This is a genomic window from Rothia sp. HMSC068F09 (assembly GCF_001812775.1).
Classification (GTDB): Bacteria; Actinomycetota; Actinomycetes; order Actinomycetales; family Micrococcaceae; genus Rothia; species Rothia mucilaginosa_A.
Window position 1 is genome coordinate 164,286 of record NZ_KV810430.1, and the last position, 25,739, is coordinate 190,024.

Below are 25,739 nucleotides of genomic sequence, written 5' to 3' on the forward strand. Positions count from 1 at the left end.
TTCCTTTACGTTCTGCTCGCTCATTAGAGTGCAAGACCCCCTTCGCGTGCACCGTCAGCAACGGCTGCAACACGGCCGTGGTACTTGTTACCACCGCGGTCGAACACGACTGCCTCAACACCTGCTGCCTTGGCGCGCTCTGCAACGAGCTCACCAACGCGCTTTGCCTTAGCGGTCTTGTCCAGGTCAGCTGCACGCAGCTCTGCTTCCATGGTGGAAGCGGATGCCAGGGTCACGCCCTTGACATCGTCGATAACCTGAACGAACATGTGACGGGTCGAACGGGTGACGCACAGGCGCGGACGCGCAGCGGTACCCGAAACGTACTTGCGGATGCGAGCGTGACGACGTGCACGCTGCGCTGCCTTCGACTTGATAGCCATGTTTACTTACCAGCCTTTCCGACCTTGCGGCGGATGTGCTCACCTGCGTAGCGAACACCCTTGCCCTTGTAGGGATCGGGCTTACGCAGACCACGAATGTTTGCTGCAACCTGACCAACGAGCTGCTTGTCGATACCCGACACGGTCAGCTTGTTAGCACCCTCCACTGCGAAGGTAATACCCTCGGGAGCGGTGATGTTGATCGGGTGGGAGTAGCCCAGAGCGAACTCCAGGTCGTTACCCTTCGGGGTCACACGGTAACCGGTACCGACGATTTCCAGCTTCTTCTCGAAGCCGGAGGTCACGCCGATGATCAGGTTCTGAATCAGGGTACGAGTCAGACCGTGCAGCGAGCGAGACAGGCGCTCGTCGTTGGGACGAGACACGACGATCTCATTGTCGTTCAGAGCGACAGTGATGGGGGAAGCAACCTTGTGGGAGAGCTCGCCCTTTGCGCCCTTAACGGTGACCAGGTTGCCATCGACCTTAACCTCAACGCCGGCGGGAACCGAGATGGGGAGACGTCCAATACGTGACATTATTCTCTTCCTTTCTCTTCTAACCGACTACCAGATGTAAGCGATGACTTCGCCGCCCACACCCTTCTTCGCAGCCTGCTTGTCAGTCAGCAGACCCGAAGAGGTGGACAGGATTGCGATGCCGAGGCCACCCAGAACCTGGGGCAGGTTGGTGGACTTTGCGTAGGTACGCAGGCCCGGCTTGGAAATACGACGCACGCCAGCGATGGAACGCTCGCGGGACGGACCGTACTTGAGGACGAGGGTCAGGGTCTTGCCGACCTTTGCATCCTCAACCTTAACGTCGGCGATGTAACCCTCAGCCTTCAGGATCTCGGCGATGCGAGACTTCAGCTTGGAGTAGGGCATGGATACGGTGTCGTGGTATGCGGAGTTTGCGTTGCGCAAACGGGTCAGCATATCTGCGACCGGATCAGTCATAGTCATTGTGGGCTTGTGCCCTTCCTCGTTGTGGTTTCCCTACCCCGCGGTAACGGGGTCTGGACCTACAACGTAGTCGTTACTTGGTCTTGAACGGGAAGCCCAGTGCCTTCAGAATGGCACGGCCCTCGTCGTCGGTCTTCGCGGAGGTCACCACGGTAATGTCCATACCACGCACGCGGTCGATCGAGTCCTGATCGATTTCGTGGAACATGGACTGCTCGGTCAGACCGAAGGTGTAGTTACCGTTACCGTCGAACTGGCGATCCGAGAGGCCGCGGAAGTCGCGGATTCGGGGCAGTGCCAGGGTGACGAGGCGGTCCAGGAATTCCCACATGCGGTCGCCACGCAGGGTGACGTGTGCACCGATGGGCATACCTTCGCGCAGCTTGAACTGTGCGATGGACTTCTTAGCGCGGGTAACAATCGGCTTCTGACCGGTGATTGCGGTGAGATCGCGAATAGCGCCATCCATGAGCTTTGCGTCGCGAGCTGCCTCGCCAACACCCATGTTTACGACGACCTTAACGATCTTCGGGGTCTGCATGACGTTCTCGTACTTGAACTCTTCCTGCAGAGCGGGAACGACGACCTCAGCGTACTTGGTCTTGAAGCGGGGGGTGATCTTGGTTTCGGTCATTAGATGTCCTTACCCGAACGCTTAGCAACGCGCACGCGAACGGTGCGCTCCTTGCCGTCACGCTCTACAGTCTCGAGGCGGAAACCAACACGGGTCGGCTTCTTGGTCTCGGGGTCAACAATCGCAACGTTAGAAACGTGGATCGGTGCCTCAACCTTCTGAATGCCGCCTGCTGCGCCGGTCAGGGGGTTAGCCTTGGTGTGCTTGGTGACGACCTTAACGCCCTCAACAATCACGCGGTTTTCCTTGGGGAGAACCTTCAGAACCTTGCCCTGCTTGCCCTTATCTGCACCGGAAATAACCTGAACCAGGTCGCCGGACTTGATCTTAGCCATGAATTAGAGCACCTCCGGAGCCAGCGAAACGATCTTCATGAACTTCTTGTCGCGAAGCTCACGACCCACGGGGCCGAAGATACGGGTACCACGGGGATCACCATCAGTGTTCTTCAGGATCACTGCGGAGTTCTCGTCGAACTTGATGTAGGAGCCGTCGGGACGACGGGTTTCCTTCTTGGTGCGGACGACGACTGCCTTGACAACGTCACCCTTCTTTACGGTACCGCCGGGGATTGCATCCTTGACGGTTGCGACAATGATGTCGCCGATGCCTGCGTAGCGACGCGAGGAACCACCGAGAACACGGATGGTCAGGATTTCCTTCGCACCAGTGTTGTCGGCGACCTTCAGTCGCGACTCCTGCTGAATCATATTTCTCCTGTCGTCTCGCCGGTTCCGACTCACTTGAGGCGTGAGCCAGCCTTGCGGAACATTTTTACGGGATTGGTTGACGCCCCGGGCCCCAGCTCTAGGGAAGGGGTTAGCGGAAACGCCTGGGGCAAACCCATGCCAGAAGCATTTGGACCCGCGTGAAGCGGGCGTATCCACCCGTAATTAGCGGCATTATGCACTGGCACGAGAAGCCCGTGGTTGCGCGGCTATTTGGATACAGCCGCACAGTCTTAATACTCTACAGGAACCACTCGGGCATTGCAAGGGTTTCACAAACGTGATTACCGTCTCTTCTGCGCCTGTCTTACCCCAGTCTTACCGCATCATTGCCGACATCTTCCGCCCATGCATCGGGCCTAGAGGGGGTGAACTCCTTATTAGACAGTTAAAGCAGGAGGCCCCTTCGTGTAGTTCCTGACGCATAAGAAACTGAAGGGGCCTCGAGAAATCTACCGCGCAATGTGTCAAACAAAGGTAGTAGATATTTATATTTTACTACTTTTTGATATATCCCGTGACAGGCTTGCCGAGGATACTTTAAATACATCGCGCATCCGGCCTATTTTCTACGCATCGCGAGCGCTATTCGCGCCAACATCTCGGTCTCTCCCCCACTGGAAAACACGGGCTGCCGCCCTAGGTTCAACGAGCCAGAGCCCTCTGAGTCCTCCGACTATTCCCCCGTAACACGCACACGAGCCAACCCATCGCGAACGATAGAGTTCAGTTCTTCTCCGGGGCGTGATTCGTTCTTCGACTCGTAATACTGACCGCTACGAGCATCCAGCACGTAGGGTACGGTAGCCGCGGGATAGTCTCCGGCCTTGTCGATAGCGATTACCGAGCCGTCGGAGAGCAGCACCTGATGATTGATGCGGGTAGGAGCTACTTGAATCGTCTCAACAATTTCTCGGGTCAAAGAGTTGATCACCGTAATGGTGCCACCACCGGCGATGGAGGGCTCTCCCTTACCGCCAAAGTCCGCGACGTAGAGCAGATGACGCTTCGAATCGAAGAGAATATCGGTGGGCATCCGGCCAAAGGGAATATAAGCCAGCTGTTCGCCCTCCAGGCTCAGAATGTACAGGCCGGAGTTCTTGCTTTCAGCTCCCTGTGCCGAAATATAAAGCTCCCCGCGGGCGGGGTCAATCTCCGCGCCGTGTACCATAACGGAGGTTTCAGCATCCTGACCACCCCGCACGGGAAAAACATTAACCCGTTCCCAGGTCTTCAGATCGATAACCCAGATTTCGTCCTTGATAATATTCGGGACATACAGCAGGCCGCTTTCCTCATCGGCGATGGGACCGAGTAGCATTGCGGGACCAAAATCCCGCAGGGGGCTGACGGTGCGCTCCCCCTTATCGTTAGCAGCAGAAATAACCTGGTAACCGCCGGCACCGGTCACGAGTACAGATCCGTCAGGAGCCACGTAGAGCTCGCGCGGGGTGAGCATCTCAATATCCTCGGAGCGTGAATCCCACACGAGCGAAAGGTCATCCTGAGAGTACGCGGTGACCGTTTGGGTTCGGGTTCCTCCGGTCCATACCAGACCGCGTTGATTGTCGAGGGCCACCCCATAGGCGGCCTGAATTTGGTAGAGGCCTTCCTGGCCAGGGTTATGGTCCTCGACCACGGGCAGATACGCGGTGAGTTCAGTCTCCAAGGTGTGGGCATTCAGGCGTGCAAGAGTGCCGCACAGGGTGCCATGGGTCTTGGTGTGGTTGAAGCTACCTGTCACGAAGAGAGCATCCCGTTCGGGGTTGTAAGCAACCTGATATTGCCCGGCTAGTCCGGGCTGTCGCTCCACGATCTGGCGAGCACCTGAGACTCCCTGCTGTGTTTCGTTATTTGGCTGGGACATTCTTCCTCCGAAGGTCTGTGTGTAGGGGGAACAGATATGTGCGGCTCAAGTACCACGGCCGCAAGATGAGAGGCAGCATGGGTCTTATACCTCGCAATGTTGCTCTACATCATACGCTGTGGAGGACGTGACCGCGGGGATAGACGACCTCGGGTCGTCTGCGGCCCGGTGAGCCCACGCATTTCCAAAGGTTTCCGAAAATCATGGCCTTGCGGGGAACCCAAGCTTGAGAGCCACCTCTTCTACATCGGCTGTAGCCACAGAAGAACGGTGGGGAATCCGGCAGTGATTTCGTAACATTTCTTCAGATAACGGCCCGGGATATCGAGTTTCTGCAAAAATCGGCCAAAAAGTTTAGAAATTTAGGGCAATTTTTTCAAAAACCAAGTTTTTTGCCAAAAACTCCCGCTGAAGGTGCGAAATTCAGCGAGATGTACCATAATAGAAGAGACGCATGCGTCAAACAAGAGGTTCGGTCCTTATCGGACAGATTTCTTGGGTCCCTTTTTCCTCGCTAATCCGTTTGTCTAGGGACCGAACCTCGCTTTGACCATTAAGCCCGCACTTCGGTGCGGGTTTTCTTTTTGCCCGAGACATTCCTCCGGGCATAGCCCAGGGGCGGCTCCCTTCACAAGGAAGGGAACCGCCCCTGGGCTATTTTACGGTTTACGCAAACCGATTATGGAAGCATGCTCCTGCTCCCCAGAACAGCGTTGGGAAGACCGCATGGCTTCATCGACGTTTATGCCTTGCGGCGACGAGCCACCAGAATACCGGCACCCGCGACCATAGCCAGGGCACCCAGGCCAGATGCAATCAAGACGCCGGAGGCACCGGTGTTAGCCAGCGAAGACTTCGAGGACTTCGAAGAGTTCGAGCCGTTAGAAGAAGAGGTGTTCTGCGACGAAGAAGCGGAGGTCTTCGAAGCGCTGTTGCCCTTCTCCTGGGCCGAGGGCTTCAGGGAATCTGCAGGAGCCTTGGACTGGTCCTTAGCCTGATCCTTCGACTCGGCCGGTGCGGAGGGCTCAGGAGCCGAGGGGTTCACGGGGGCGTCCTTAGCTTCATCCTTCTTCGGCTGGTTCTCGGTCGTGAAGGTGTACTCGACGGCCATGCCGCCACGTGCGTTATCGTTCTCGGTCAGGGAGCCGGAGAGCAGATAAATAGCTACCTTATCACCGGTCTTGAGCTCTTCCTTCAGGTTGGAGTTGGCAACGGTCGGACGATCGATAGTCGCGGTGAAGTTACCGTTCTCATCAGCCTTGATGTAGGCCCACACGCCCGAGCTGTTAGCTTCTGCACCCTCCAGCTTAGGCTCTTCCTTAGCGGAGATAGTGCCCTTGTTCAGCTTGACAGCGATGACAGAGCCCTTACCGTCCTTAGTCTTGAAGCCTTCACCGCGGAAGGTCAGCTTCTCGCCTTCCCAAGTCTTGGGGAAGTAAACCTTAGCGCCGTCCTTGTATTCGTGAACGACCTCGTTTGAAGTGGCCGAATCGCTCGGTGCCGGAGTAGTCGGTTCAGGCTTAGCCGAATCGCTCGGTGCAGGGGTAGGCTCGTCGTTCTTTGCGATGGTCAGCGGAGTACCCGCAGGGTACTGAGTGGTCACACCGGAAGGAGCAGCGGCAACCTTGGAGGTTTCGACGGTTGCGCAGGTGGTGCCTGCAGCCTTCTGCTCGGTGACGGTTGCCTTCAGGGCCCCACCTCCACGCGGGGTGTCGTTCTCAACCATCGAGCCGGAAAGCAGAGCAATAGAAATCTGATCGCCGGTATTCAGATCGTCCTTCAGGTTGGAGTTAGCGGTGGTGGGGTAAGGCAGTTCGGCGGTGAAGTTACCGTTTTCATCGGCCTGAATGTAGGCCCACACGCCTGCGCTGTTGCCTTCCTTGCCGTTGAGCTTCGGCTCTTCCTTAGCGCTGATCTTACCCTTGTTCAGCTTGACGGCAACAACGGAACCCTTGCCGTCCTGGGTCTTGAAGCCCTCACCGCGCAGCTTCAGGGTCTCGCCCTTGGTCCAGTCCTTGGTGGTGTACAGCTTGGCGCCGTCGGTGTAGGTCTTCACCAGTTCCTCGGAAGAGGTCTGCGAGGCAGACTTTGCGGTGGTCTCGATGGTGGTGTTGAGCTTCACCATGACACCGGGAGTAATCGGGCTGTCGGCGTTGTCCTTGCCCTTGGGCTCGGTGCTGGAGGTTCGGTATTCACCGGTAGCCGGGTCGATGGTGTAGTTGGTCTCGACCGGGGAGGCGTCCTCGGTGCTTCGAGCCAAGGCGTAGGCCGAGCCATCAGGAGTAACCAGCACGTCATTTGCGCCGCTGGTAGCGCCGGTGGAGACTTCGGAGACAACGGTGCCGGTACGCGCATCAATCACGCCCACATTGCCAGTACCGTAATCGGTAACGTAGAGCAGGTCACGAGCTTCATCAGAGGTGATGGCAAGAGCCTGCTTACCGAAGGGAATGGACTTCTTGTATGCGCCGGTCTCCAAATCGTAGACGGTCACACCAGAGTTGGCCCCGGTCTTTCGGTCGCCCTGAGAGCTCACGTAGATTTCCTTCAGGGACTTATCGATGGTGACGTCCGTGGGGTTCAGGGCGATATCTGCATTGTCCTTGTGCAGTTCAATGGTCTTCTCAACCTCGAGAGTCTTACCGTTGACTACCTTCAGGGTGCCTGCGCTCAGAGTGGGGACGTAGACCTTGCCGTCAGCAGAATCGACGTGGAAGTTCATGGCAATATCTTCCTCGCCCTTGGCATCGGTGAAGGCAATCTTCTTAACCAGAGCATGAGTCGTGGTGTCGAAGACGGTCAGGCCGCCGGAACCGGAAACATAAGCCTTACCGCTAGCTGCATCAATGCGTACCTCGCGAGGGTCGTTAACGTCGCCGGCACCGCTGGTCCAAAGAATCTGGTTGGTGGAGGGATCCACCACGGATACGGTGCTGTTGCGAGTCTGGGTCACCCACACGTAACCGGTAGCCTCGTCATAGCCGACACCGTAGGGAGATGCAATCTGCTTACCCGAGGGTTCGGTGGCTCCGCGAGGAGTGAAGTCCACGGTCGGGAACTGGTAAACCGATGCAAGGCTCGGGGCAGAAGAGACATTCCAAGAGCCCAAACCGCCGGTCAGAATCGGAGGACGGCCGGAGGAGAAGGAAGTGAACAGGGTGGAGGTAGCCGGTGCGTAAGCCAACTGGTACTGGCCGGGCAGACCCTGATACTGGGTAGCGCTTACGCTAAAGTGGCGGCACTCGTCATTCGAGTTCTGAGCGCTGGATGCTGCGGGCAGGGAGGAGTTGCCGTTAGCCGCAAACGATGCAGGGATCATGGTCATTGATCCTGCGACGACGGAGAGGGCGCTGGCGACGGCGAGCAGCTTGCGTGAGGGCTTGGGTGAAGAAGTCATGGTAATCCTCGATGATGTGTTGATGATACTTCTCCAAAGGTCGTGCAACCTCCGGATTAGGTGCTCGACCACCCCTAATATATAGGCAAGGTATAGCTAAGCACTTATAGAGTCGATGATAAGCACCTTCTCAGGAGGTTTTCAACCTATTTTCAGCTCTGTCTAAGTCTTCCCCCCAGTACCTGTTGCCCATCTACTGCCCGTAAAATCTTCCTTTTTCCCATATTTATCCAGGTCAGATCATTATTTTTGCGCTACAGAAAGCCGGCCCCGGCAAAAGTACTGTTTCTATATATGACGACCAATCTCCAAATATGACGTTCTTTAGCTCGCGATGTTTCTCATCTCGGGGTATAGCAATGGCCCCTCCCCCACAGTTGTGGGGAAGGGGCCATTATTGCTCTAGCAGATGATTCTGCGAAAAGGCTTACTTAGCCTTCTCCAGAATCTCCACGACGCGCCAACGCTTGGAAGCGGACAGCGGACGGGTCTCTGCAATCAGAACGAGGTCACCGATGCCTGCAGTGTTCTGCTCATCGTGTGCCTTGATCTTGGAGCTACGGCGAACAACCTTGCCGTACAGAGCGTGCTTCACGTGGTCCTCGACCTCGACGACAACGGTCTTGTCCATCTTGTCGGAGACAACGTAGCCGCGGCGGGTCTTACGGTAGCCGCGCTCTTCGTTCTTTACTTCACTCACTTGGACTCACCTTCAGTTGCGGGACGAATACCGAGCTCGCGCTCACGCAGCACGGTGTAGATACGTGCGATGTCGCGCTTAATAGTGCGGCGACGACCTGCATTAGCCTGACCGGTGACTTCCTGGAAGCGGATGTTGAAGAGTTCCTTCTTCGCTTCGCTCAGCTTTGCAGCCAGATCCTCGTTAGAGAGAGCTGCGAGCTTCTCGATGCTCAGGTCCTTGGAGCCTACTGCCATCTCGCTTATTCACCACCTTCACGGCGACGCACAATACGTGCCTTCATCGGGAGCTTGTGGATTGCCAGGCGCATTGCCTCGCGAGCCACCTCTTCGGACACACCGGCGAGTTCAAACATGACTCGACCCGGCTTGACATTTGCGACCCACCACTCGGGCGAACCCTTACCGGAACCCATACGGGTTTCGGCGGGCTTCTTGGTCAGGGGGCGGTCCGGGTAAATGTTGATCCAGACCTTACCGCCACGCTTGATGTGACGGGTCATTGCGATACGTGCAGCCTCAATCTGACGGTTGGTCACGTATGCGGGGGTCAGGGCCTGGATGCCCCACTCACCGAAGCTAACCTCGGTGCCGCCCTTTGCGAGACCACTACGCTTGGGGTGGTGCTGCTTACGGTACTTTACTCGACGGGGAATAAGCATTTATGCCTCACCGTTCTCTGCAGTCTTGGCCTCGACCTTTGCCGAAGCGTTCTCGTTGCGGCGCTCGCGACGAGGACCACGGTTGCCCTGGCGGCGGCGGTCACCATCGCGGCGGTTGCCACGGCGGTTGTTTGCTGCCTGCTGAGCTGCCAGCTCCTTGTCGGTCAGGTCGCCCTTGTAGATCCAGACCTTCACACCGATGCGGCCGAAGGTGGTCTTGGCCTCGAAGAAGCCGTAGTCGATGTTCGCACGCAGGGTGTGCAGGGGCACACGGCCTTCGCGGTAGAACTCGGAACGGGACATTTCAGCGCCACCCAGACGGCCGGAGCACTGGATACGGATACCCTTTGCGCCTGCACGCTGTGCGGACTGGATTGCCTTCTTCATTGCACGGCGGAATGCAACACGCGATGCGAGCTGCTCTGCGATGCTCTGTGCAACCAGCTGAGCGGAGAGGTCGGGGTTAGCAACCTCGAGGATGTTCAGCTGAATCTGCTTGCCGGTGAGCTTCTCGAGCTCGCCGCGGATGCGGTCTGCTTCTGCGCCACGACGGCCAATCACGATACCGGGACGAGCGGTGTGGATGTCCACACGCACGCGGTCACGGGTACGCTCGATCTCGACCTTTGCAACGCCTGCGCGATCCAGGTTCTTTGCCAGCAGCTCGCGGATCTTCACGTCCTCACGGACGAAGTCTGCGTAACGCTCGCCGGGCTTGTTGGAATCAGCGAACCACTTGGAGACGTGGTCAGTGGTGATGCCCAGTCGGAAACCGTTCGGGTGAATTTTCTGACCCATTTAGCGGTCCTCCTCCTTCTCCGGGGTAGCAACTACCACGGTGATGTGGCTGGTGCGCTTGTTGATTCGGTATGCACGACCCTGAGCGCGGGGCTGAATGCGCTTCATGGTCGGGCCCTCGTTCACGAATGCTTCGCTGATGAACAGCTCTTCCTCGCGGAAGGGCAGACCCTGCTGGGTTGCCTTCTGACGAGCGTTAGCTACTGCCGAAGCAACGATCTTGTATACCGGTTCCGAAGCTGCCTGGGGGGCGAACTTCAGAATCGCCAGAGCCTCTTCCGCCTGCTTACCACGGATCAGGTTGACGACACGGCGGGCCTTCATAGGCGTAACGCGAACGAAACGCGCTGATGCCTTGGCTTCCATTGCCTATCTCTCTTTCGTCTATTGCCGAAAGGGAAACGTTAGCTTATCGGTATGAACCGATTAGCGACGCTTGCCCTTACGGTCGTCCTTCACATGGCTGCGGAAAGTGCGGGTCGGAGCAAACTCACCGAGCTTGTGACCAACCATCGACTCGGTGATGAACACCGGCACGTGCTTGCGACCGTCGTACACTGCGATGGTGTGACCGAGCATGTCGGGGATAATCATCGAGCGACGCGACCAAGTCTTAATTACGTTCTTGGTGCCCTTCTCGTTCTGAGCTGCAACCTTCAGGTAGAGGTGCTGATCAACGAAAGGGCCCTTCTTCAAACTACGAGGCATGTTTCAGGCTCCTTAGCGCTTCTTGCCAGTACGACGGCGACGAACGATGAGCTTGTCGCTTTCCTTGTTGGGACGGCGGGTACGACCCTCGGGCTTACCGTTGGGGTTAACCGGGTGACGACCACCGGAGGTCTTACCTTCACCACCACCGTGCGGGTGGTCAACCGGGTTCATAACCACACCACGGACGGTCGGGCGGATGCCCTTCCAGCGGTTGCGGCCAGCCTTACCCCAGTTGATGTTGGACTGCTCGGCGTTGCCGACCTCGCCCACGGTTGCACGGCAGCGAACATCCACGTTGCGGATTTCGCCGGAGGGCAGACGGAGCTGGCCGTACTTGCCTTCCTTAGCAACCAGCTGGACAGAAGCACCAGCGGAACGTGCCAGCTTTGCGCCGCCACCGGGGCGGAGCTCGACGCAGTGAATCACGGTACCAACCGGGATGTTGCGCAGGGGCAGGTTGTTGCCGGGCTTGATGTCAGCTGCGGGACCGGACTCGACGATGTCGCCCTGAGCGAGCTTGTTCGGAGCGATGATGTAACGCTTGGAACCATCGACGTAGTGCAGCAGTGCGATGCGTGCGGTACGGTTGGGATCGTACTCGATGTGTGCAACGCGTGCGTTCACGCCGTCCTTGTCGTGACGACGGAAGTCGATCAGACGGTACTGGCGCTTGTGGCCGCCACCCTTGTGACGGGTGGTGATGCGGCCGGTGTTGTTACGGCCGCCGGTCTTGTGAAGCGGACGAAGCAGGGACTTCTCCGGGGTGGAGCGGGTGATCTCAGCGAAATCAGCAACGCTCGAACCGCGGCGACCCGGGGTCGTCGGCTTGTACTTACGAATACCCATTTAGATATTTCTTCCTTCGTTAAAGTGGTCTCCGCGGGGCTTATGCCTGCGGACCGCCGAAGATGTCGATGGTGCCTTCCTTGAGGGTCACAATCGCACGCTTGGTGTTCTTGCGAGCGCCCCAACCGAAACGGGTGCGCTTGCGCTTGCCCTGACGGTTGATGGTGTTGACGGAAGCAACCTTGACGTCAAAGATCTTCTCGATGGCCTGCTTGATTTCCAGCTTGTTGGAATCGGTAGCGACCTCGAAGGTGTACTTACCTTCGTCGAGCTGACCGTAGCTCTTCTCGGAAACGACGGGAGCAATGATCACGTCGTATACAGACTTGGTGGAAACGCTCATTACTTAGCGCCCTCCTTCTTCTGAGCTGCAGCAACGAATGCGTCGAATGCTGCCTTGGTGAAGACCACGTCGTCCGAAACCAGCACATCGTAGGTGTTGAGCTGGTCGACGTACAGAACGTGGACGTTCTCCAGGTTACGTGCGGACAGAGCCACAACGTCCTCTGCACGAGCAATCACAAGAAGGATGTTCTTGCGCTCGGTGATAGCTGCGAATGCAGCCTTTGCAGCCTTGGTCGAGGGGGTCTCACCGGAGATGAAGTTCTCGACAACGTGGACGCGGTCGTGACGAGCGCGGTCGGAGAGAGCACCGCGCAGTGCAGCGGCGATCATCTTCTTGGGGGTGCGCTGTGCGTAGTTACGCGGAGTCGGACCGTGAACAACGCCACCGCCAGTCATGTGCGGTGCACGGATGGAGCCCTGACGTGCGTTACCGGTACCCTTCTGCTTGAAGGGCTTACGGCCTGCGCCGGAAACCTCGCCGCGGTTCTTAGCCTTGTGGGTGCCCTGACGTGCTGCTGCGAGCTGTGCAACGACAACCTGGTGCAGCAGGGGCACGGATGCCTGCGCGTCGAAAATCTCTGCGGGCAGGTCTACCTTAAGGGTCTTAACAGCCATGATGTATTAGGCTCCCTTCACAGCGGTACGAACCAGAACAACGCCGCCCTTGGGACCGGGGATTGCGCCCTTGATCAGCAGGACATTGTTCTCTGCGTCCACACCCTGGATAGTCAGGTTCAAGGTAGTGTGACGTGCTGCGCCCATACGGCCAGCCATGCGCATACCCTTGAACACGCGTGCGGGGTAGGATGCGCCACCGATGGAACCGGGCTTACGGTGGTTCTTGTGCTGACCGTGAGACGCGCCAACACCCTTGAAGCCGTGACGCTTCATAACACCTGCGAAGCCCTTACCCTTGGTCTTGCCAACGACGTCGACCTTCTGGCCTGCTTCGAAGAGCTCAACGGTCAGTTCCTGACCGAGGGAATACTCAGAAGCATCTGCGGTACGCAGCTCGACGATGTGACGACGGGGGGTAACACCGGCCTTCTCGAAGTGACCAGCCAGGGGCTTGGTAACCTTGCGAGAGTCGATTGCACCGAAACCAATCTGAACAGCTTCGTAGCCGTCAGTCTCCTGGTTACGGATCTGGGTAACAACGTTAGAATCAGCCTTGACGACGGTGACGGGCACAAACTTGCCGTCCTCGTCCCAGACCTGGGTCATGCCGAGCTTGGTGCCCAGCAGGCCCTTCACCTGGCGCTCGAATTTGTTAGTCATTAGATGCGATCCTCTACAGCTTGATCTCGATGTTTACGTCTGCCGGCAGGTCGAGACGCATGAGGGCATCAACAGCCTTGGGGGTCGGATCAACAACGTCGATCAGACGCTTGTGCGTACGCATCTCGAAGTGCTCGCGGCTGTCCTTGTACTTGTGGGGAGAACGAATAACACAGTAGACGTTCTTCTCGGTCGGCAGCGGCACGGGGCCAACTACAGTTGCGCCTGCGCCCTTGACCGTTTCGACGATTTTCCGTGCCGAAGAATCGATGACCTCGTGGTCATAGGACTTCAGACGGATGCGGATTTTCTGTCCCGCCATCTGTCGGACTCTCTTTCTTGATGTATTCCCTGTATCGGAGCTTTTGCTCCTTTGTTATAGCGCTTAAGGAACGCGATATATTCATCACGTGCGCCACCCAGAACGGACTGAATCCGGCCTTGCCGGGTTCCTCACCCCGCCTGAGTACCGACCCCCGAACTCGGGCGTGTCGTCTATATTCTAGACAAACTCGTCCCGTCATCCTTCGGACCGGGTCATACGTGGGCCTATCTGATACAGATAGACACTTTGACAACGTCGTCAATTCTCTCAAATATCCGGGGGTTCTCGCAATGCCAACGTTCGTTAAGTGGTTAAGAACACTTAAAAGACCTTCCTGTCCCTCTCCGCAACCAGGCATCATCACCCAGTGTGTCCTTCACAGAGACTTCTAAACCTACTTTCAGTATTTTCCATGCAGTTTATACCCCGAAATATAGCTTTCAAGCCTAGTAGTACTCGTATGGTAGAAGTACCACTTAGCCTAAGGAGAAATCATGTCTCAGCCGACACAACCTCACCGGGCACCCAGTCACACGCACTCCCCCATCAACCAACCCTATAACGAGCAAGCACCGTTCCCTCCCTCCCCTGCACCGTCGCAGGTCACCCGCGGAGAAATGTACTCTCATCATTCACCGCATCCTCAGCGGATGAACGAGGACCTCTTCCTCAATATTGTTCTGTACATCGGTTCGCTTCTGCTCATTGGAGCCGCTGCCCTTTTCATTACTTCGGTTACTTCCTCGACCGACGAGACGGCGCTGATTCGCGTCCTCGCGTTAGCGTTGGGGGCCGTTGTCTTTTACGGTGCGGGCCTGTTGACCTACCGTTTCGTGAAGCGTCTGCGCATCGCTTCCTATTCCTTTACGGCGACCGGCTTGGCTCTCATCCCCCTCACGGGTATTGCCACGTACATCCTCGGTATCTGGGATCAGGGCCGTTTCATCTGGCTTATCACTTCTCTGATTGGTACCGCCGCAATTATTGGAGCATGTACTCTGATGCGTAACCGTGTCATGGGTTATCTCCTAATTTCTTTCTTTATTTCAGATTCGTTGGCCGCCACGAGAGTGGTTGAGCTCCCCTTCGTTTGGTACTTCATTGTCCTCACGGTCGTAGCGATTGTCTTGGGACTCGTACTTCACTTTGTTCCCGAAGCCGCTCCACGGGGTATCCGCGAAGGTCTCGTTGATTCATCACGAATTTTTGTTCCGGTCACCGCGGCGTCCATTTTCTTCTTTACCTATGAGATGTCCTCTCTGGACATGGGTATCGCCTTCACGGTGATGTCTGTCCACGCTATCCTCTTCCTGTGCATGGAGGGGAAGATCGACTACTTTGTTCAGGCACGAATCTACCCGCTTATTGCTGTCCTGGCATTTGCTGATGAGTTGAACCAAATTGTCTGGACTCCCTCGATTTTTGCGATTACCGTACTCGTCACCAACATTGTTTCTGTGTACGTCTTCGTTCCCCGCGTGCGCACTATGGCTAATGCGCAACTCCCCGCTCAGCATCAAGAGGCTACGGTATCCAAGATTCCTTGGAGCTCTTCTGCTGCTCAGTTGCCCCGCGAGAAGTTCGAGTGGCTTCCTACCTACGACGCAGGCTTCGGTCTCTTCCTCCTTTCTTGTGCGTTTGTAGCCGCCCTCGCCATAGCTTCCCCCCATGTAGAAAGCGGCTGGGCCGAGCTTCTACCGTACGTGCAGACCCCCCACACGATCTTCCCCGCTTCCTGGGGTATCGGTATCTTCTATCTGATCAGCTGCCTGACCTACCGTAAGGCTCTTCGGCCGATGGCGTTGCTGGCCCTCTCGGCACTTCTCCCCTGCATCGCCCTCTTGATCAATATCGCGAATGGGAACACCCAGGGCGATTTCTACCTCTTCTTTGGCGCATCGACCATCATCTACATTTTGAGCCGCAGTGACGTCAAACTACGCTTCGCAGGATCCATGATGAGTACCCTCGGGTATGCGCTAGGTTTCTTCCTGCTTGCGACGACCCTCTTCCCTGACATGCAGCCCATCGAGATGCGTCTGGTCTTCGCGCTTGTATTTGCACTCGCGGGCCTGCTCATCTTCGCTCTTCCCTCCGCCGAGGCTCAGGGGATCCCGGGTCTACGGAGAACCCCCGAGGGGCTGGCTTACCTGTTCCTTGGTTCTCTGTCGTTGCTCGCCTCGATGTTCGTGGACATTACCGTCAAGACGATTGCCCAGCATTTCTGGGCCTACTTCGGTATGTTCTCTGCAGCGCTTCTTCTACTCAGCCTTTTGGCTATTCTGCTGTTGGGGCGTATCTTCGGCATTTCGAACCGTGACGATATGCGCTACACCCTGCTGGTTCTGACGCGTATTGGTCTCTACGGGCTTCTTCTGATTGGCTTAGTTGGAACCCTGTACTACCGTAGCGCCCTCGCCGCGGTGATAACAGGTACCTTGGATATCGCCGGGTACACGCTGTGGGTCGCTGTTCTCCCGACTTTGATTACCGTGCTATACGCGGTGCTCGGTCTTATGTTGCCCCCTCGTTCAGCAATCCGCACCGAGATTCTGACTGTTTCTCGTCTGCCTATCTGCTGGTCGCTATTGCTTCTGTCCATGAATAACGATGTGAAGACGATGGTCGTCCATTTCTTCTTCGTTGCTCTAATGGCTGCGCAAACCCTGTACAGTGTTCTCCTCTATGCCCGCACTCGCCGCATTGCCGAGCTATACATCGCGACGGGAGTCTTTACGGTGGCGGCCTGCTACAGCGCTTTCACCGGCGGCCTGCTATATCTTGAGGATCCCCTTCTCTCCGTCGGTGCTCCGGCTCTGCTGATTGCTGTCTGGGGTGTTGGCGTTGCTCTGAAGGTTCCGTACCTACAGCCCGGGGCTTCTCTGAGCGTGAGCACGTTCTGTATCACTGCTCTCTGGAATGTCTTCGGGGTTCCGGCTCCTTCGGACCACGCCGAGTTCTTCGGCTACTCCGCACTTCTGGCTGTCGTTATTCTGTGGGTGTTGAAGGCCCTCATCCCTCGAGAGAATCCCGTTCTGCATCCTAACGTACGTCCTTCCATAGTCGTCCAGGCGGGCTCTAGGAACGTTGTTCTTCCGATGCACGGTCCCCTGCCTGCGCCCACCTCGCAGTTCGCGCCCCGACTTCCCCTGGCTCAGGGTATTTTTGGCCCGATTAACTATCTGCTGATGGTTCCCGCACTGGTCGTACTCTATTTCGCCACGCTAATGGGCCTGCTAAGCTCCACTCACGCGGAGCTCAACGCCCTCCTATGGGGTCTAAGCACGCTGTGTCTGATGTCCGTATGCCGAGTGGAGCATGTACCTACCATCGCAACGACGGCTTTCTGCCTCTCCATCTCCCGTCTGATGCTGCATTATTCTGATGCACCTCGCATCGTCCTGGTGCTGGAGATTGCCCTCTTGATTGTTCTCGCTATCGCTGCGGTTGGTGTTTTCAAAAATTTGGCAGCGCATCGTCCCGTCAATGAACAGGTGTCGTCTACTCTCCTGTACTGCGCTCTGGGTCTTCAGGCGCTCCTGACGCTGGTTCTTTGGAGAATTCCGACCGGAGGCCCTGACGTTATCCTCCTCGTACTGGGCATTGGCCTGACCCTCTTGGCCGGTCTTGTACTCCCCAAGGCGTGGGCATACGTATCGGCCGTACTGGTGACGGTGGATCTTGCTATTTCGCTCAATGGTCTCAACCCGCTCTTCCTGCTCATCATCTCGGTGATTCTTATTGCCGGCGTCATTTGGAGGCTCCTTGCCCGTCAAAGTGGCCACCAGGATGACAGCGGCGTCCCGTCGACTCCGGTGGAGCAGACTCCGGTTTCTCAGGCTACTGTTCTTCCCCCGGCCGAGGGATATGTTGGGCAGTCTCCCAGCGGGCAGGCACCACAATCGGTGAATAGCCAGTCTATTCCGCCGGCACAGACCCCGCCTCTCGGTGGCGGCTACTCCGTTCCTGAAGGGGACGGGCGTTCGGCGTAGAGACGTTGCCTCGCTAACGCCCTGAGAAGTCACGGTAAACCGTGTTTTCCAAGGTGCCTCACCTTCCAAGCGGCCCTCAGCCTCATACGGCTGAGGGCCGCTTCTTTGTCCCTTCCGTCATCCCCCATTGCTACGTGGAACAACCAGCAAGGTCTGCGGTCACAGTTTAGAGCGTTTCCGAAGCTCCGCGCACTTTCGTGGCCTGTCCTCAGCCCCGTTGCGCTTCTTCCAGATTTTCTTCCCCCGTATTTTTCTGTGCGGTCCCTTCCAAATGCTCGGGTACCGTCAGGGGGGGGTATCCGGCCCGGTCCTGCGCTGGTCGGCCCACGATTTTGTCTAGGTGCAATGGCAAGACCACTACGAGACCGGTTCTGGGCATAACAAAAGGACCCCCGCAGAACTTGCGGGGGTCCTTAAGTATCGCTACCTGGTGGAGGGGAAAACCCTCCGGCAGGTCACCAGCGAATTGTCGTAAAGTTTACGGCAATTACTTGATGATCTTGGTAACGCGACCCGAACCAACGGTGCGGCCACCCTCACGGATAGCGAAGCCGAGGCCCTCTTCCATTGCGATGGGCTGAATCAGGTCAACGGTCATCTCGGTGTTGTCACCGGGCATAACCATCTCGGTGCCCTCGGGGAGGGTGATAACGCCGGTCACGTCAGTGGTACGGAAGTAGAACTGAGGACGGTAGTTGGAGTAGAAGGGGTTGTGACGGCCACCCTCATCCTTGGAGAGGATGTAGACGTTTGCCTCGAACTCGGTGTGGGGGGTGATGGAGCCCGGCTCCACGACAACCTGACCACGCTCAACATCGTCGCGCTTCAGACCACGCAGCAGCAGACCACAGTTCTCGCCTGCCCATGCCTCGTCGAGCTGCTTGTGGAACATCTCGATACCGGTAACGGTGGTCTTCTGGATCGGGCGGATACCGACGATCTCGACCTCGGAGTTCAGCTTCAGGGTACCGCGCTCTGCACGGCCGGTCACCACGGTGCCACGACCGGTGATGGTGAAGACGTCCTCGATGGGCATGAGGAAGGGCTTGTCCTTCTCACGCACGGGGTCCGGGATGTAGGTGTCGACTGCGTCCATGAGCTCCTCGATCTTAGCAACCCACTCGGGATCGCCTTCGAGAGCCTTCAGTGCGGAAACGCGAATGACAGGGGCGTTGTCGCCGTCGAACTCCTGCGAGGAGAGGAGGTCACGGACCTCCATCTCGACGAGGTCGAGGAGCTCTTCGTCGTCAACCATGTCTGCCTTGTTCAGTGCAACCAGCAGGGTGGGGACGCCAACCTGGCGAGCGAGCAGAACGTGCTCGCGGGTCTGTGCCATGGGGCCGTCGGTAGCAGCAACCACGAGGATTGCGCCGTCCATCTGAGCCGCACCGGTAATCATGTTCTTGACGTAGTCAGCGTGGCCGGGAGCGTCAACGTGTGCGTAGTGGCGCTTCTCGGTCTGGTACTCGATGTGAGCAATGTTAATGGTAATACCGCGCTGGCGCTCCTCGGGAGCGGAGTCGATCATACCGAAGTCGCGCTTCTCGTTCAGGTCCGGGTACTTGTCAGCCAGAACCTTGGAGATTGCTGCGGTCAGGGTGGTCTTACCGTGGTCAACGTGACCAATGGTACCGACGTTAACGTGAGGCTTGGAGCGCTCGAACTTAGCCTTAGCCAAGAGTGTTCCTCCTAGAACGATTGAAAACATGCACGCGGATCTTCACTCCGGCGCATCCCGTTATAAAACGGTCTAGCGTCTACAATAGCGGATTACACCGCAGAGATGAAACTGTCCATGCTCTCAATGATGGATTTAATGGAAAAATTTCGCTGTGGGCCACGGGTTTTACCCCGTGGCCCACGGGTGAGTCGCGAGAATTACTCGCCGCGGCTCTTCTGGATGATCTCGTCAGCGACGTTCTTGGGAACCTCGCCGTAGCTATCGAATGCCATCGAGAACACTGCACGACCCTGGGTCTTACCACGCAGGTCGCCAATGTAACCGAACATTTCGGTCAGCGGCACGAGAGCCTTGATGATCTTCACACCGGATGCGTCCTCCATGGAACGAACCTGGCCACGGCGGGAGTTCAGGTCGCCGATCACGTCGCCCATGTACTCCTCGGGGGTACGAACCTCAACGTCCATCAGCGGCTCGAGCAGGACCGGGTTAGCGCGCTTAGCGCCTTCCTTGAAGACCATCGAACCGGCGATCTTGAACGCCATTTCGGAGGAGTCGACGTCGTGGTAAGCACCATCGAGCAGGGTTGCCTTCACGCCCACCATCGGGTAGCCAGCGAGGACACCGAACTTCATGGCGTCCTGGATACCAGCGTCCACCGAGGGGATGTACTCGCGAGGAACGCGGCCACCGGTGACCTTGTCCTCGAACTCGTACAGCACTTCGCCGTCCAGAGGCAGGGGCTCGAAGGAGACCTGCACCTTTGCGAACTGACCGGAACCACCGGTCTGCTTCTTGTGGGTGTAGTCGACCTTCTCGACTGCCTTCTTGATGGTCTCGCGGTATGCAACCTGAGGCTTACCAACGTTAGCCTCAACCTTGAACTCGCGCTTCATACGGTCGACGATGATGTCCAGGTGCAGCTCACCCATACCACCGATTTCGGTCTGACCGGTTTCTTCGTTCAGCGAAACGGTGAAGGTGGGGTCCTCAGCGGAAAGCTTCTGAATAGCGGTGGACATCTTCTCCTGGTCGCCCTTGGTCTTGGGCTCAATAGCCACGAAGATCACGGGGTCAGGGAAGGTCATCGACTCGAGAACAATCGGGTGTGCGGGGTCGCACAGGGTGTCACCGGTGGTGGTGTCCTTCAGACCGATTGCTGCGTAAATGTGACCTGCGGTGATCTCCTCAACAGGGTTCTCTTTGTTGGAGTGCATCTGGAAGAGCTTACCGATACGCTCCTTCTTACCCTTGGTGGAGTTCAGAACCTGCTGGCCCTGAGCTGCCACACCGGAGTACACGCGGGTGTAGGTCAGCTGACCGTAGAACGGGTGAGCTGCGACCTTGAATGCCAGTGCTGCGAAGGGCTCGTCAGCGGATGCCTTACGGGTCAGCTTCTCTTCCTCGTTGGAGGGATTGGAGCCGACGACGTCCGGAACGTCCAGCGGGGAGGGCAGGTAATCAATCACGGCGTCCAGCATGGGCTGAACACCGCGGTTCTTGAATGCAGAACCACAGAGAACGGGGAATGCCTCGCCTGCGATCACGAGCTGACGGATACCAGCCTTGATCTCGGGGATGGACAGCTCGCCCTCTTCGAGGTACTTCTCCATGAGCTCTTCGCTGGACTCGGCAACAGCCTCAACCAGCTCGGAGCGGTACTGCTCAGCCTTCTCGACCAGGTCAGCGGGGATGTCCTGAACCTCGTAGGAGGCACCCATGGACACGTCACCCTTGGCGTCGCCGGGCCATACGTATGCCTTCATTTCGAGCAGGTCAACGACACCGACGAAGTCGCTCTCAGCACCAATGGGGAGCTGGAGGACCAGCGGGCGAGCGCCCAGGCGGTCGATGATGGTCTGAACGGTGAAGTAGAAGTCCGCACCCATCTTGTCCATCTTGTTGACGAAACAGATACGGGGGACGTCGTACTTGTCAGCCTGACGCCAAACGGTCTCAGACTGGGGCTCAACACCTTCCTTGCCGTCGAACACAGCAACTGCGCCGTCGAGGACGCGCAGGGAGCGCTCAACCTCAACGGTGAAGTCGACGTGACCGGGGGTGTCGATGATGTTGATCTGGTGGTCCTTCCAGAAGCAGGTGGTTGCTGCGGAGGTAATGGTAATACCTCGCTCCTGCTCCTGAGCCATCCAGTCCATGGTGGAAGCGCCGTCGTGGGTCTCACCAATCTTGTGGTTAATACCGGTGTAGAACAGAATGCGCTCAGTGGTGGTGGTCTTACCGGCGTCGATGTGCGCCATAATACCGATGTTGCGGACCTTGTTAAGGTCGGTGAACACGTCAAGTGCCACGTTATTCTCCCTAAATGAGATACTCCGAAAGCCTGCCGACTCGAATCGACTCGGCAGGCTCTAAACGGAGAATTACCAGCGGTAGTGTGCGAAGGCCTTGTTGGACTCGGCCATCTTGTGAGTGTCCTCGCGACGCTTCACAGCGGCACCGAGACCGTTGGACGCATCCAGGATCTCGTTCATCAGACGCTCAGTCATGGTCTTCTCGCGGCGCTGCTTCGAGAAGCCAACGAGCCAGCGAAGAGCCAGAGCGGTGGAACGGCCGGGGCGAACCTCAACCGGAACCTGGTAGGTTGCACCGCCAACGCGGCGGGAGCGAACCTCGAGAGAAGGCTTGATGTTGTCCATTGCCTTCTTCAGGGTTGCGACCGGGTCAGAACCGGTCTTCTTCTCGACGCCCTCGAGGGCACCGTAGACGATGCGCTCTGCGACGGACTTCTTGCCGTCCAGCAGAACCTTGTTGATCAGCTGAGTGACCAGCGCAGAACCGTAAACAGGATCGTTTACGAGGGGACGCTTGGGAGCGGGACCCTTACGAGGCATTACTTCTTCTCCTTCTTAGCGCCGTAGCGGGAGCGAGCCTGGCCGCGACCCTTAACACCCTGGGTATCCAGAGCGCCACGAACGATCTTGTAGCGAACACCGGGGAGGTCCTTCACACGACCACCGCGAACGAGCACAATCGAGTGCTCCTGCAGGTTGTGACCCTCACCGGGAATGTATGCGGTAACCTCGACGCCGCCGTTGAGCTTGACACGAGCGACCTTACGCAGTGCCGAGTTCGGCTTCTTCGGGGTGGTGGTGTACACACGGGTGCACACGCCACGCTTCATGGGGTTGCCCTTCAGTGCGGGCGCCTTGGTCTTAACGACCTTGGGAGTCCGGCCCTTACGGACCAGCTGCTGAATAGTAGGCACGTTTTCTCCGTTGCTTGATCGGGTTTCTCGTTAAAGAAGCCCGTATAAACTTACTGGCCCCCATCGCGGTGGATGGGTGCTCTCGGTTATCAGAAACGCTCGGGTGCATTGGGCACTCCGGTTGGTTTCTATAGGTTCCTCAACTCTCGGCGAGTTCTGTTTCCTTTTCATCCTTCATCCGAAGACGAAAAAGTTTTTGGGCACACGTAAAAATGGCATTTAGGCGTCAGCAAAAAGCAACGCCAAAGGACGGTATCCATACTGCCATTGATTCGTTTGCCCGTATCCTCGGAAAGTCCGAGGGAACCCACCAAGGGTGGATCCAGTACACCGAGCTCAAGTACTTCGCATAAGACTATACAGGTTAAACTCGGCTTAATCTAGCGGGACTGCGCGGATTTTCCACTTTTAAGCAGATATTGAAGGCAGTTTCCGGTGATTTGTGACACTTAAATTACATGCTTGCAATTCTGTCTTTGCCGACTCCCGCAGCAGCACCCCGACACCCCGTTATACGAAAAGTCGCCAAGAACCCGAGTTCTTGGCGACTTCTCATATACAGGTAAAGGCGCAAGCGTCACCCAATCCCGCTGCTGTCAGTATTTAGACAACCTGGAACTGGCGAGTCTGACCTTCAAAGTTGGTCTTCGCACCCGTAATCTTCTTTGCGGTGCCGAAATAACGAATGCGGTACTGGCCCTTTGGGGTATTCGAGGGAACCTTCCAACGAACCGTCACCTGCGAGGCGGCAATACCCATGCGCTTCCACTCGTAGAAGGTATCCGGGTTGTTATCACCCGTGTAGTACTTCCACGTATTGCCCTCTCGACGCTCAATCACGAAGTAGCTACCGTCGTGATGAATATTGTTATTCGGGTGAGCGCCAACAAAGCGCGCGGAAACCTCCTGCCGACCGGCAATAGCGTCCTGCGGCTGCTGAGTGACCTGCCCGTATCGCGTGCCAAACATCGGGCTGTCATAGACGACCTTGCCCTGAGCGCTGGAGACCGGTCGACGATCCTGCGGACGATCGCCGATACTCAGAGAAGTACCGTTCTTCAGGGAGGTACCCACTTCGTTAATCGTCTGACGGAAAGCACTGGAGGTATAACGACCAAAGAGGGTTGCGCCGCCCTCGTACTGCTGCGAATCGTACTCCTCGGGGGTCGTCACGTAGTGGTCATAGGCGTTGGTGTACCCCTGCAGAATAATATGCGACTCGGGCACGCCGAAGAGCTTGGCGGCGTCCTGACGATACTGCACGCCCACCGCGCCGGTAAATTCGCCCGGCATACCGAGCAGGTAGTAGTCACCGAAACGCATAATCTGAACGGGGAACTTCTCCTGAACGATTGTTCCATTTTTAGCGGAGAAGAGAATACCCTTCGGTTTCTGGCAGTTAATCTGAGCGGCACTCGGAGTAAAAGCAAGGAATCCTAGAATCGAGGGGCGTCCGGATCCTTCCTTATACACAGCCCAGCCGCCGCCGCCATCCTCGGTGGAACCAGCGCCGAACGGAGTACCCAGGAAGCCCTGACAGGTGCGCTCATTACGGCCGGTTCCGGTGTACTTTGCATCAACGTTCATGCCAGAGAAATTGAAGTAGGAGATGCGCGAATCCAGGCCGGTGCCCACCGGGTTACCCGCGCTCTTGAGCTGAGCGCGCACGGCATCTGCCTGCTTCTGCCCCTGGATCTTCAGGTTCTGATGGTCATCCTTGGTGGGCCCCTGACCCGGCTTGAGCCAAGTATTCGGAGAAACGTCACCGGCGTTTGCATTGGCAAAAGCAGCCACGAAACCATCTCCATTGCCCGGAACATTACGGTCAATGCCGTGATCCTGGCTCTCCAGCAGATACTCGGCGTAACCCTTGTTATCGCTTGAAATCAGGGTATTCTTCGAGGTCAGAGAGGTCGGGTGCAACGCGTACCAATTCAGCACCGCGCGAGTCTTACCGTTACGCTCCAGACGCAGAGTCATGTTAGTCGGATCGGTACCGTTCGGAAGCTTGGAACGCAGCTCCTGCGAATCTCGGTTATAAGCCTCGCGCGAACGGTTCACACCCACACCCGTGAGCTTAGAGGTCGAGACCGTCAGGTTGCCAGGGGCCAGATCCTTCGTTGCCTGACGCACGGCCTTCATGGTTCCCTCAACCTGGGCATTAAAGGTGTCCTGGTGGAATCCCAGGGTCGTGATGTTGTACAGGCTCTGGTGGGTAATGCCGCCCGGGGTCGCATGCGTATGAGTTGCGGTAATCATGATGTTCGATTCCGAGTATTCAGATCCATACTCGGCACGGATACGCTTGACCAGCTCATCTCGGAGAGACTGCCAGCCAGTGAGAGCATCCAACACCACGATGAGGTTACGCTGACCGCTGGCACGATCAACAGCGATAAAGGCGCGAGCATACTGACGGGTATGTACACCGCTACCCTTCTGGGAGGTCTCGCCGTAGCCCATGAAACCGACCTCGCCGGGTTCACCGGTAATATCGGCTGCGCCGGCACCCACGAGGTAGGGCGTGGCTTGGGAAGCTTGAGCAGCGGGGGCCGCCCCGGCCATCTGACCGGAAGGCAAAATTGCGGAGGCAGCAATCAGACAGGCGGCGCCCACACGCGCCAGAGAGCGTTTGGGCATGACGAGTCGTGAAAGCAGAGAGTTCTTGGCCTTCGTTGCCGACGAGGACGTGATTACCTGCTGGAACGAGGGACACGGAGCGGTACCGGAAGTATGCAGGGTGAAGTTATTTCCCCCCGATCCGGAAGTGACTGGAGTGATATGCATGCCTTCAAGAGTAAATCCAAGTCAGAGCGTTTTCCAATCACCCGACCATCCCAATATACAAGAATATATATTCTTTATATTACTCAATAAAAAACGAATGAATGGTCCACAAAGGGGGGCTTACTCTAGTAAACTCAATAAACCTAACCGCTCTCCCCCACCGCAAAAATTTGCAATCAAGAGAATTTTTCTCTCTGTGTAAATTCTGTTTCCACTGAGATTCTCCCAAAATATTTTGGAGAAACAACGAACTCAACGCGCACCCGTATCAAATCTTAAAGACAGGATTCACAAAAGCCTCAACCCCTGCCATAACCATCGTGATTGGAAAAGCCTGGGTTCCTTCTCTCTCATATCCCACCCACACGCGGATACGCAAAAGCGCGGATACCCGAGAGAAATCTCGAGTATC

25 protein-coding genes are annotated in these 25,739 nt (G+C 57.0%); 1 reads left to right on the forward strand and 24 read right to left on the reverse strand.

What is annotated here, in order from left to right:
• Positions 1–23 precede the first annotated feature (23 nt).
• The 19 genes from rplR to rpsJ form a co-directional block, all read right to left on the reverse strand.
• A complete protein-coding gene (gene rplR / locus HMPREF2874_RS07530; RefSeq protein WP_005505006.1) occupies positions 24–383 on the reverse strand; it encodes a 50S ribosomal protein L18 in 360 nt (119 codons plus the stop codon).
• Between the two features lie 2 nt (positions 384–385).
• Positions 386–922 (reverse strand): 50S ribosomal protein L6, encoded by a 537-nt coding sequence (rplF, locus tag HMPREF2874_RS07535; protein ID WP_049331926.1) that lies wholly within the window; start codon positions 920–922, stop codon positions 386–388.
• Between the two features lie 27 nt (positions 923–949).
• Positions 950–1,348, reverse strand: a complete 399-nt coding sequence (gene rpsH, locus HMPREF2874_RS07540; RefSeq protein ID WP_049331925.1) for a 30S ribosomal protein S8 — start codon at positions 1,346–1,348, stop codon at positions 950–952.
• Between the two features lie 73 nt (positions 1,349–1,421).
• A complete protein-coding gene (gene rplE / locus HMPREF2874_RS07545; RefSeq protein ID WP_049331923.1) occupies positions 1,422–1,982 on the reverse strand; it encodes a 50S ribosomal protein L5 in 561 nt (186 codons plus the stop codon).
• A complete protein-coding gene (gene rplX, locus HMPREF2874_RS07550) occupies positions 1,982–2,317 on the reverse strand; it encodes a 50S ribosomal protein L24 (RefSeq protein WP_005504988.1) in 336 nt (111 codons plus the stop codon). The genes rplE and rplX overlap by 1 nt, the downstream gene beginning before the upstream one ends.
• A 3-nt stretch (positions 2,318–2,320) precedes the next feature.
• Complete coding sequence (gene rplN / locus HMPREF2874_RS07555) at positions 2,321–2,692, reverse strand: 50S ribosomal protein L14 (RefSeq protein ID WP_005504986.1); 372 nt, start codon at positions 2,690–2,692, stop codon at positions 2,321–2,323.
• 694 nt (positions 2,693–3,386) lie between these two features.
• Positions 3,387–4,577, reverse strand: a complete 1,191-nt coding sequence (locus HMPREF2874_RS07560; protein ID WP_070649841.1) for a YncE family protein — start codon at positions 4,575–4,577, stop codon at positions 3,387–3,389.
• Between the two features lie 742 nt (positions 4,578–5,319).
• On the reverse strand, positions 5,320–7,974 hold the full coding sequence (locus tag HMPREF2874_RS07565) for a YncE family protein (protein ID WP_070649842.1): 2,655 nt from the start codon (positions 7,972–7,974) through the stop codon (positions 5,320–5,322).
• A 427-nt stretch (positions 7,975–8,401) separates the two neighbouring features.
• Positions 8,402–8,674: a 30S ribosomal protein S17 gene (gene rpsQ, locus HMPREF2874_RS07570; protein ID WP_049331917.1), complete on the reverse strand. Its 273-nt coding sequence runs from the start codon at positions 8,672–8,674 to the stop codon at positions 8,402–8,404.
• Positions 8,671–8,910, reverse strand: coding sequence for a 50S ribosomal protein L29 (rpmC, locus tag HMPREF2874_RS07575; RefSeq protein ID WP_049331915.1), 240 nt, complete (start codon positions 8,908–8,910; stop codon positions 8,671–8,673). The genes rpsQ and rpmC overlap by 4 nt, the downstream gene beginning before the upstream one ends.
• A gap of 5 nt (positions 8,911–8,915) precedes the next feature.
• Positions 8,916–9,335, reverse strand: a complete 420-nt coding sequence (rplP, locus tag HMPREF2874_RS07580) for a 50S ribosomal protein L16 (protein WP_049331913.1) — start codon at positions 9,333–9,335, stop codon at positions 8,916–8,918.
• Positions 9,336–10,133: a 30S ribosomal protein S3 gene (rpsC, locus tag HMPREF2874_RS07585; RefSeq protein WP_049331911.1), complete on the reverse strand. Its 798-nt coding sequence runs from the start codon at positions 10,131–10,133 to the stop codon at positions 9,336–9,338. It abuts the gene before it with no gap.
• A complete protein-coding gene (gene rplV / locus HMPREF2874_RS07590; RefSeq protein WP_005504964.1) occupies positions 10,134–10,499 on the reverse strand; it encodes a 50S ribosomal protein L22 in 366 nt (121 codons plus the stop codon).
• Between the two features lie 60 nt (positions 10,500–10,559).
• Positions 10,560–10,841, reverse strand: a complete 282-nt coding sequence (rpsS, locus tag HMPREF2874_RS07595; protein ID WP_004005282.1) for a 30S ribosomal protein S19 — start codon at positions 10,839–10,841, stop codon at positions 10,560–10,562.
• A gap of 12 nt (positions 10,842–10,853) precedes the next feature.
• Positions 10,854–11,690 carry a 50S ribosomal protein L2 gene (rplB, locus tag HMPREF2874_RS07600; protein WP_049331908.1) on the reverse strand — a complete coding sequence of 279 codons (837 nt, stop codon included), beginning with the start codon at positions 11,688–11,690 and terminating at the stop codon, positions 10,854–10,856.
• 40 nt (positions 11,691–11,730) lie between these two features.
• A complete protein-coding gene (rplW, locus tag HMPREF2874_RS07605; protein WP_005504959.1) occupies positions 11,731–12,033 on the reverse strand; it encodes a 50S ribosomal protein L23 in 303 nt (100 codons plus the stop codon).
• Complete coding sequence (gene rplD / locus HMPREF2874_RS07610; protein ID WP_049331907.1) at positions 12,033–12,650, reverse strand: 50S ribosomal protein L4; 618 nt, start codon at positions 12,648–12,650, stop codon at positions 12,033–12,035. Before rplD ends, rplW begins: the two co-directional genes overlap by 1 nt.
• Before the next feature lie 6 nt (positions 12,651–12,656).
• Positions 12,657–13,313 (reverse strand): 50S ribosomal protein L3, encoded by a 657-nt coding sequence (rplC, locus tag HMPREF2874_RS07615; RefSeq protein ID WP_005504955.1) that lies wholly within the window; start codon positions 13,311–13,313, stop codon positions 12,657–12,659.
• Positions 13,314–13,326: 13 nt separating this feature from the next.
• Positions 13,327–13,635, reverse strand: a complete 309-nt coding sequence (gene rpsJ, locus HMPREF2874_RS07620) for a 30S ribosomal protein S10 (protein WP_004005287.1) — start codon at positions 13,633–13,635, stop codon at positions 13,327–13,329.
• A 620-nt stretch (positions 13,636–14,255) separates the two neighbouring features.
• Here rpsJ and HMPREF2874_RS07625 point away from each other — a divergent pair.
• Positions 14,256–17,630 (forward strand): Fe2+/Zn2+ uptake regulation protein, encoded by a 3,375-nt coding sequence (locus tag HMPREF2874_RS07625; protein WP_141754244.1) that lies wholly within the window; start codon positions 14,256–14,258, stop codon positions 17,628–17,630.
• Positions 17,631–18,117: 487 nt separating this feature from the next.
• Here the strand turns inward: HMPREF2874_RS07625 and tuf are convergent, their stop codons facing one another.
• From tuf to HMPREF2874_RS07650, 5 genes are all read right to left on the reverse strand, one after another.
• On the reverse strand, positions 18,118–19,308 hold the full coding sequence (gene tuf, locus HMPREF2874_RS07630) for an elongation factor Tu (protein WP_049331906.1): 1,191 nt from the start codon (positions 19,306–19,308) through the stop codon (positions 18,118–18,120).
• Positions 19,309–19,508: 200 nt separating this feature from the next.
• Positions 19,509–21,623, reverse strand: a complete 2,115-nt coding sequence (fusA, locus tag HMPREF2874_RS07635; RefSeq protein WP_070649844.1) for an elongation factor G — start codon at positions 21,621–21,623, stop codon at positions 19,509–19,511.
• Between the two features lie 72 nt (positions 21,624–21,695).
• Entirely contained in the window at positions 21,696–22,166 is a 471-nt protein-coding gene (gene rpsG, locus HMPREF2874_RS07640; protein WP_005504941.1) for a 30S ribosomal protein S7, read from the reverse strand.
• On the reverse strand, positions 22,166–22,540 hold the full coding sequence (rpsL, locus tag HMPREF2874_RS07645; protein ID WP_005504939.1) for a 30S ribosomal protein S12: 375 nt from the start codon (positions 22,538–22,540) through the stop codon (positions 22,166–22,168). The genes rpsG and rpsL overlap by 1 nt, the downstream gene beginning before the upstream one ends.
• Positions 22,541–23,143: 603 nt before the next feature.
• The gene (locus HMPREF2874_RS07650; protein ID WP_070649845.1) at positions 23,144–25,180 is read right to left on the reverse strand and encodes a neutral/alkaline non-lysosomal ceramidase N-terminal domain-containing protein; all 2,037 of its coding nucleotides are present in this window, start codon (positions 25,178–25,180) and stop codon (positions 23,144–23,146) included.
• Positions 25,181–25,739: the final 559 nt, after the last annotated feature.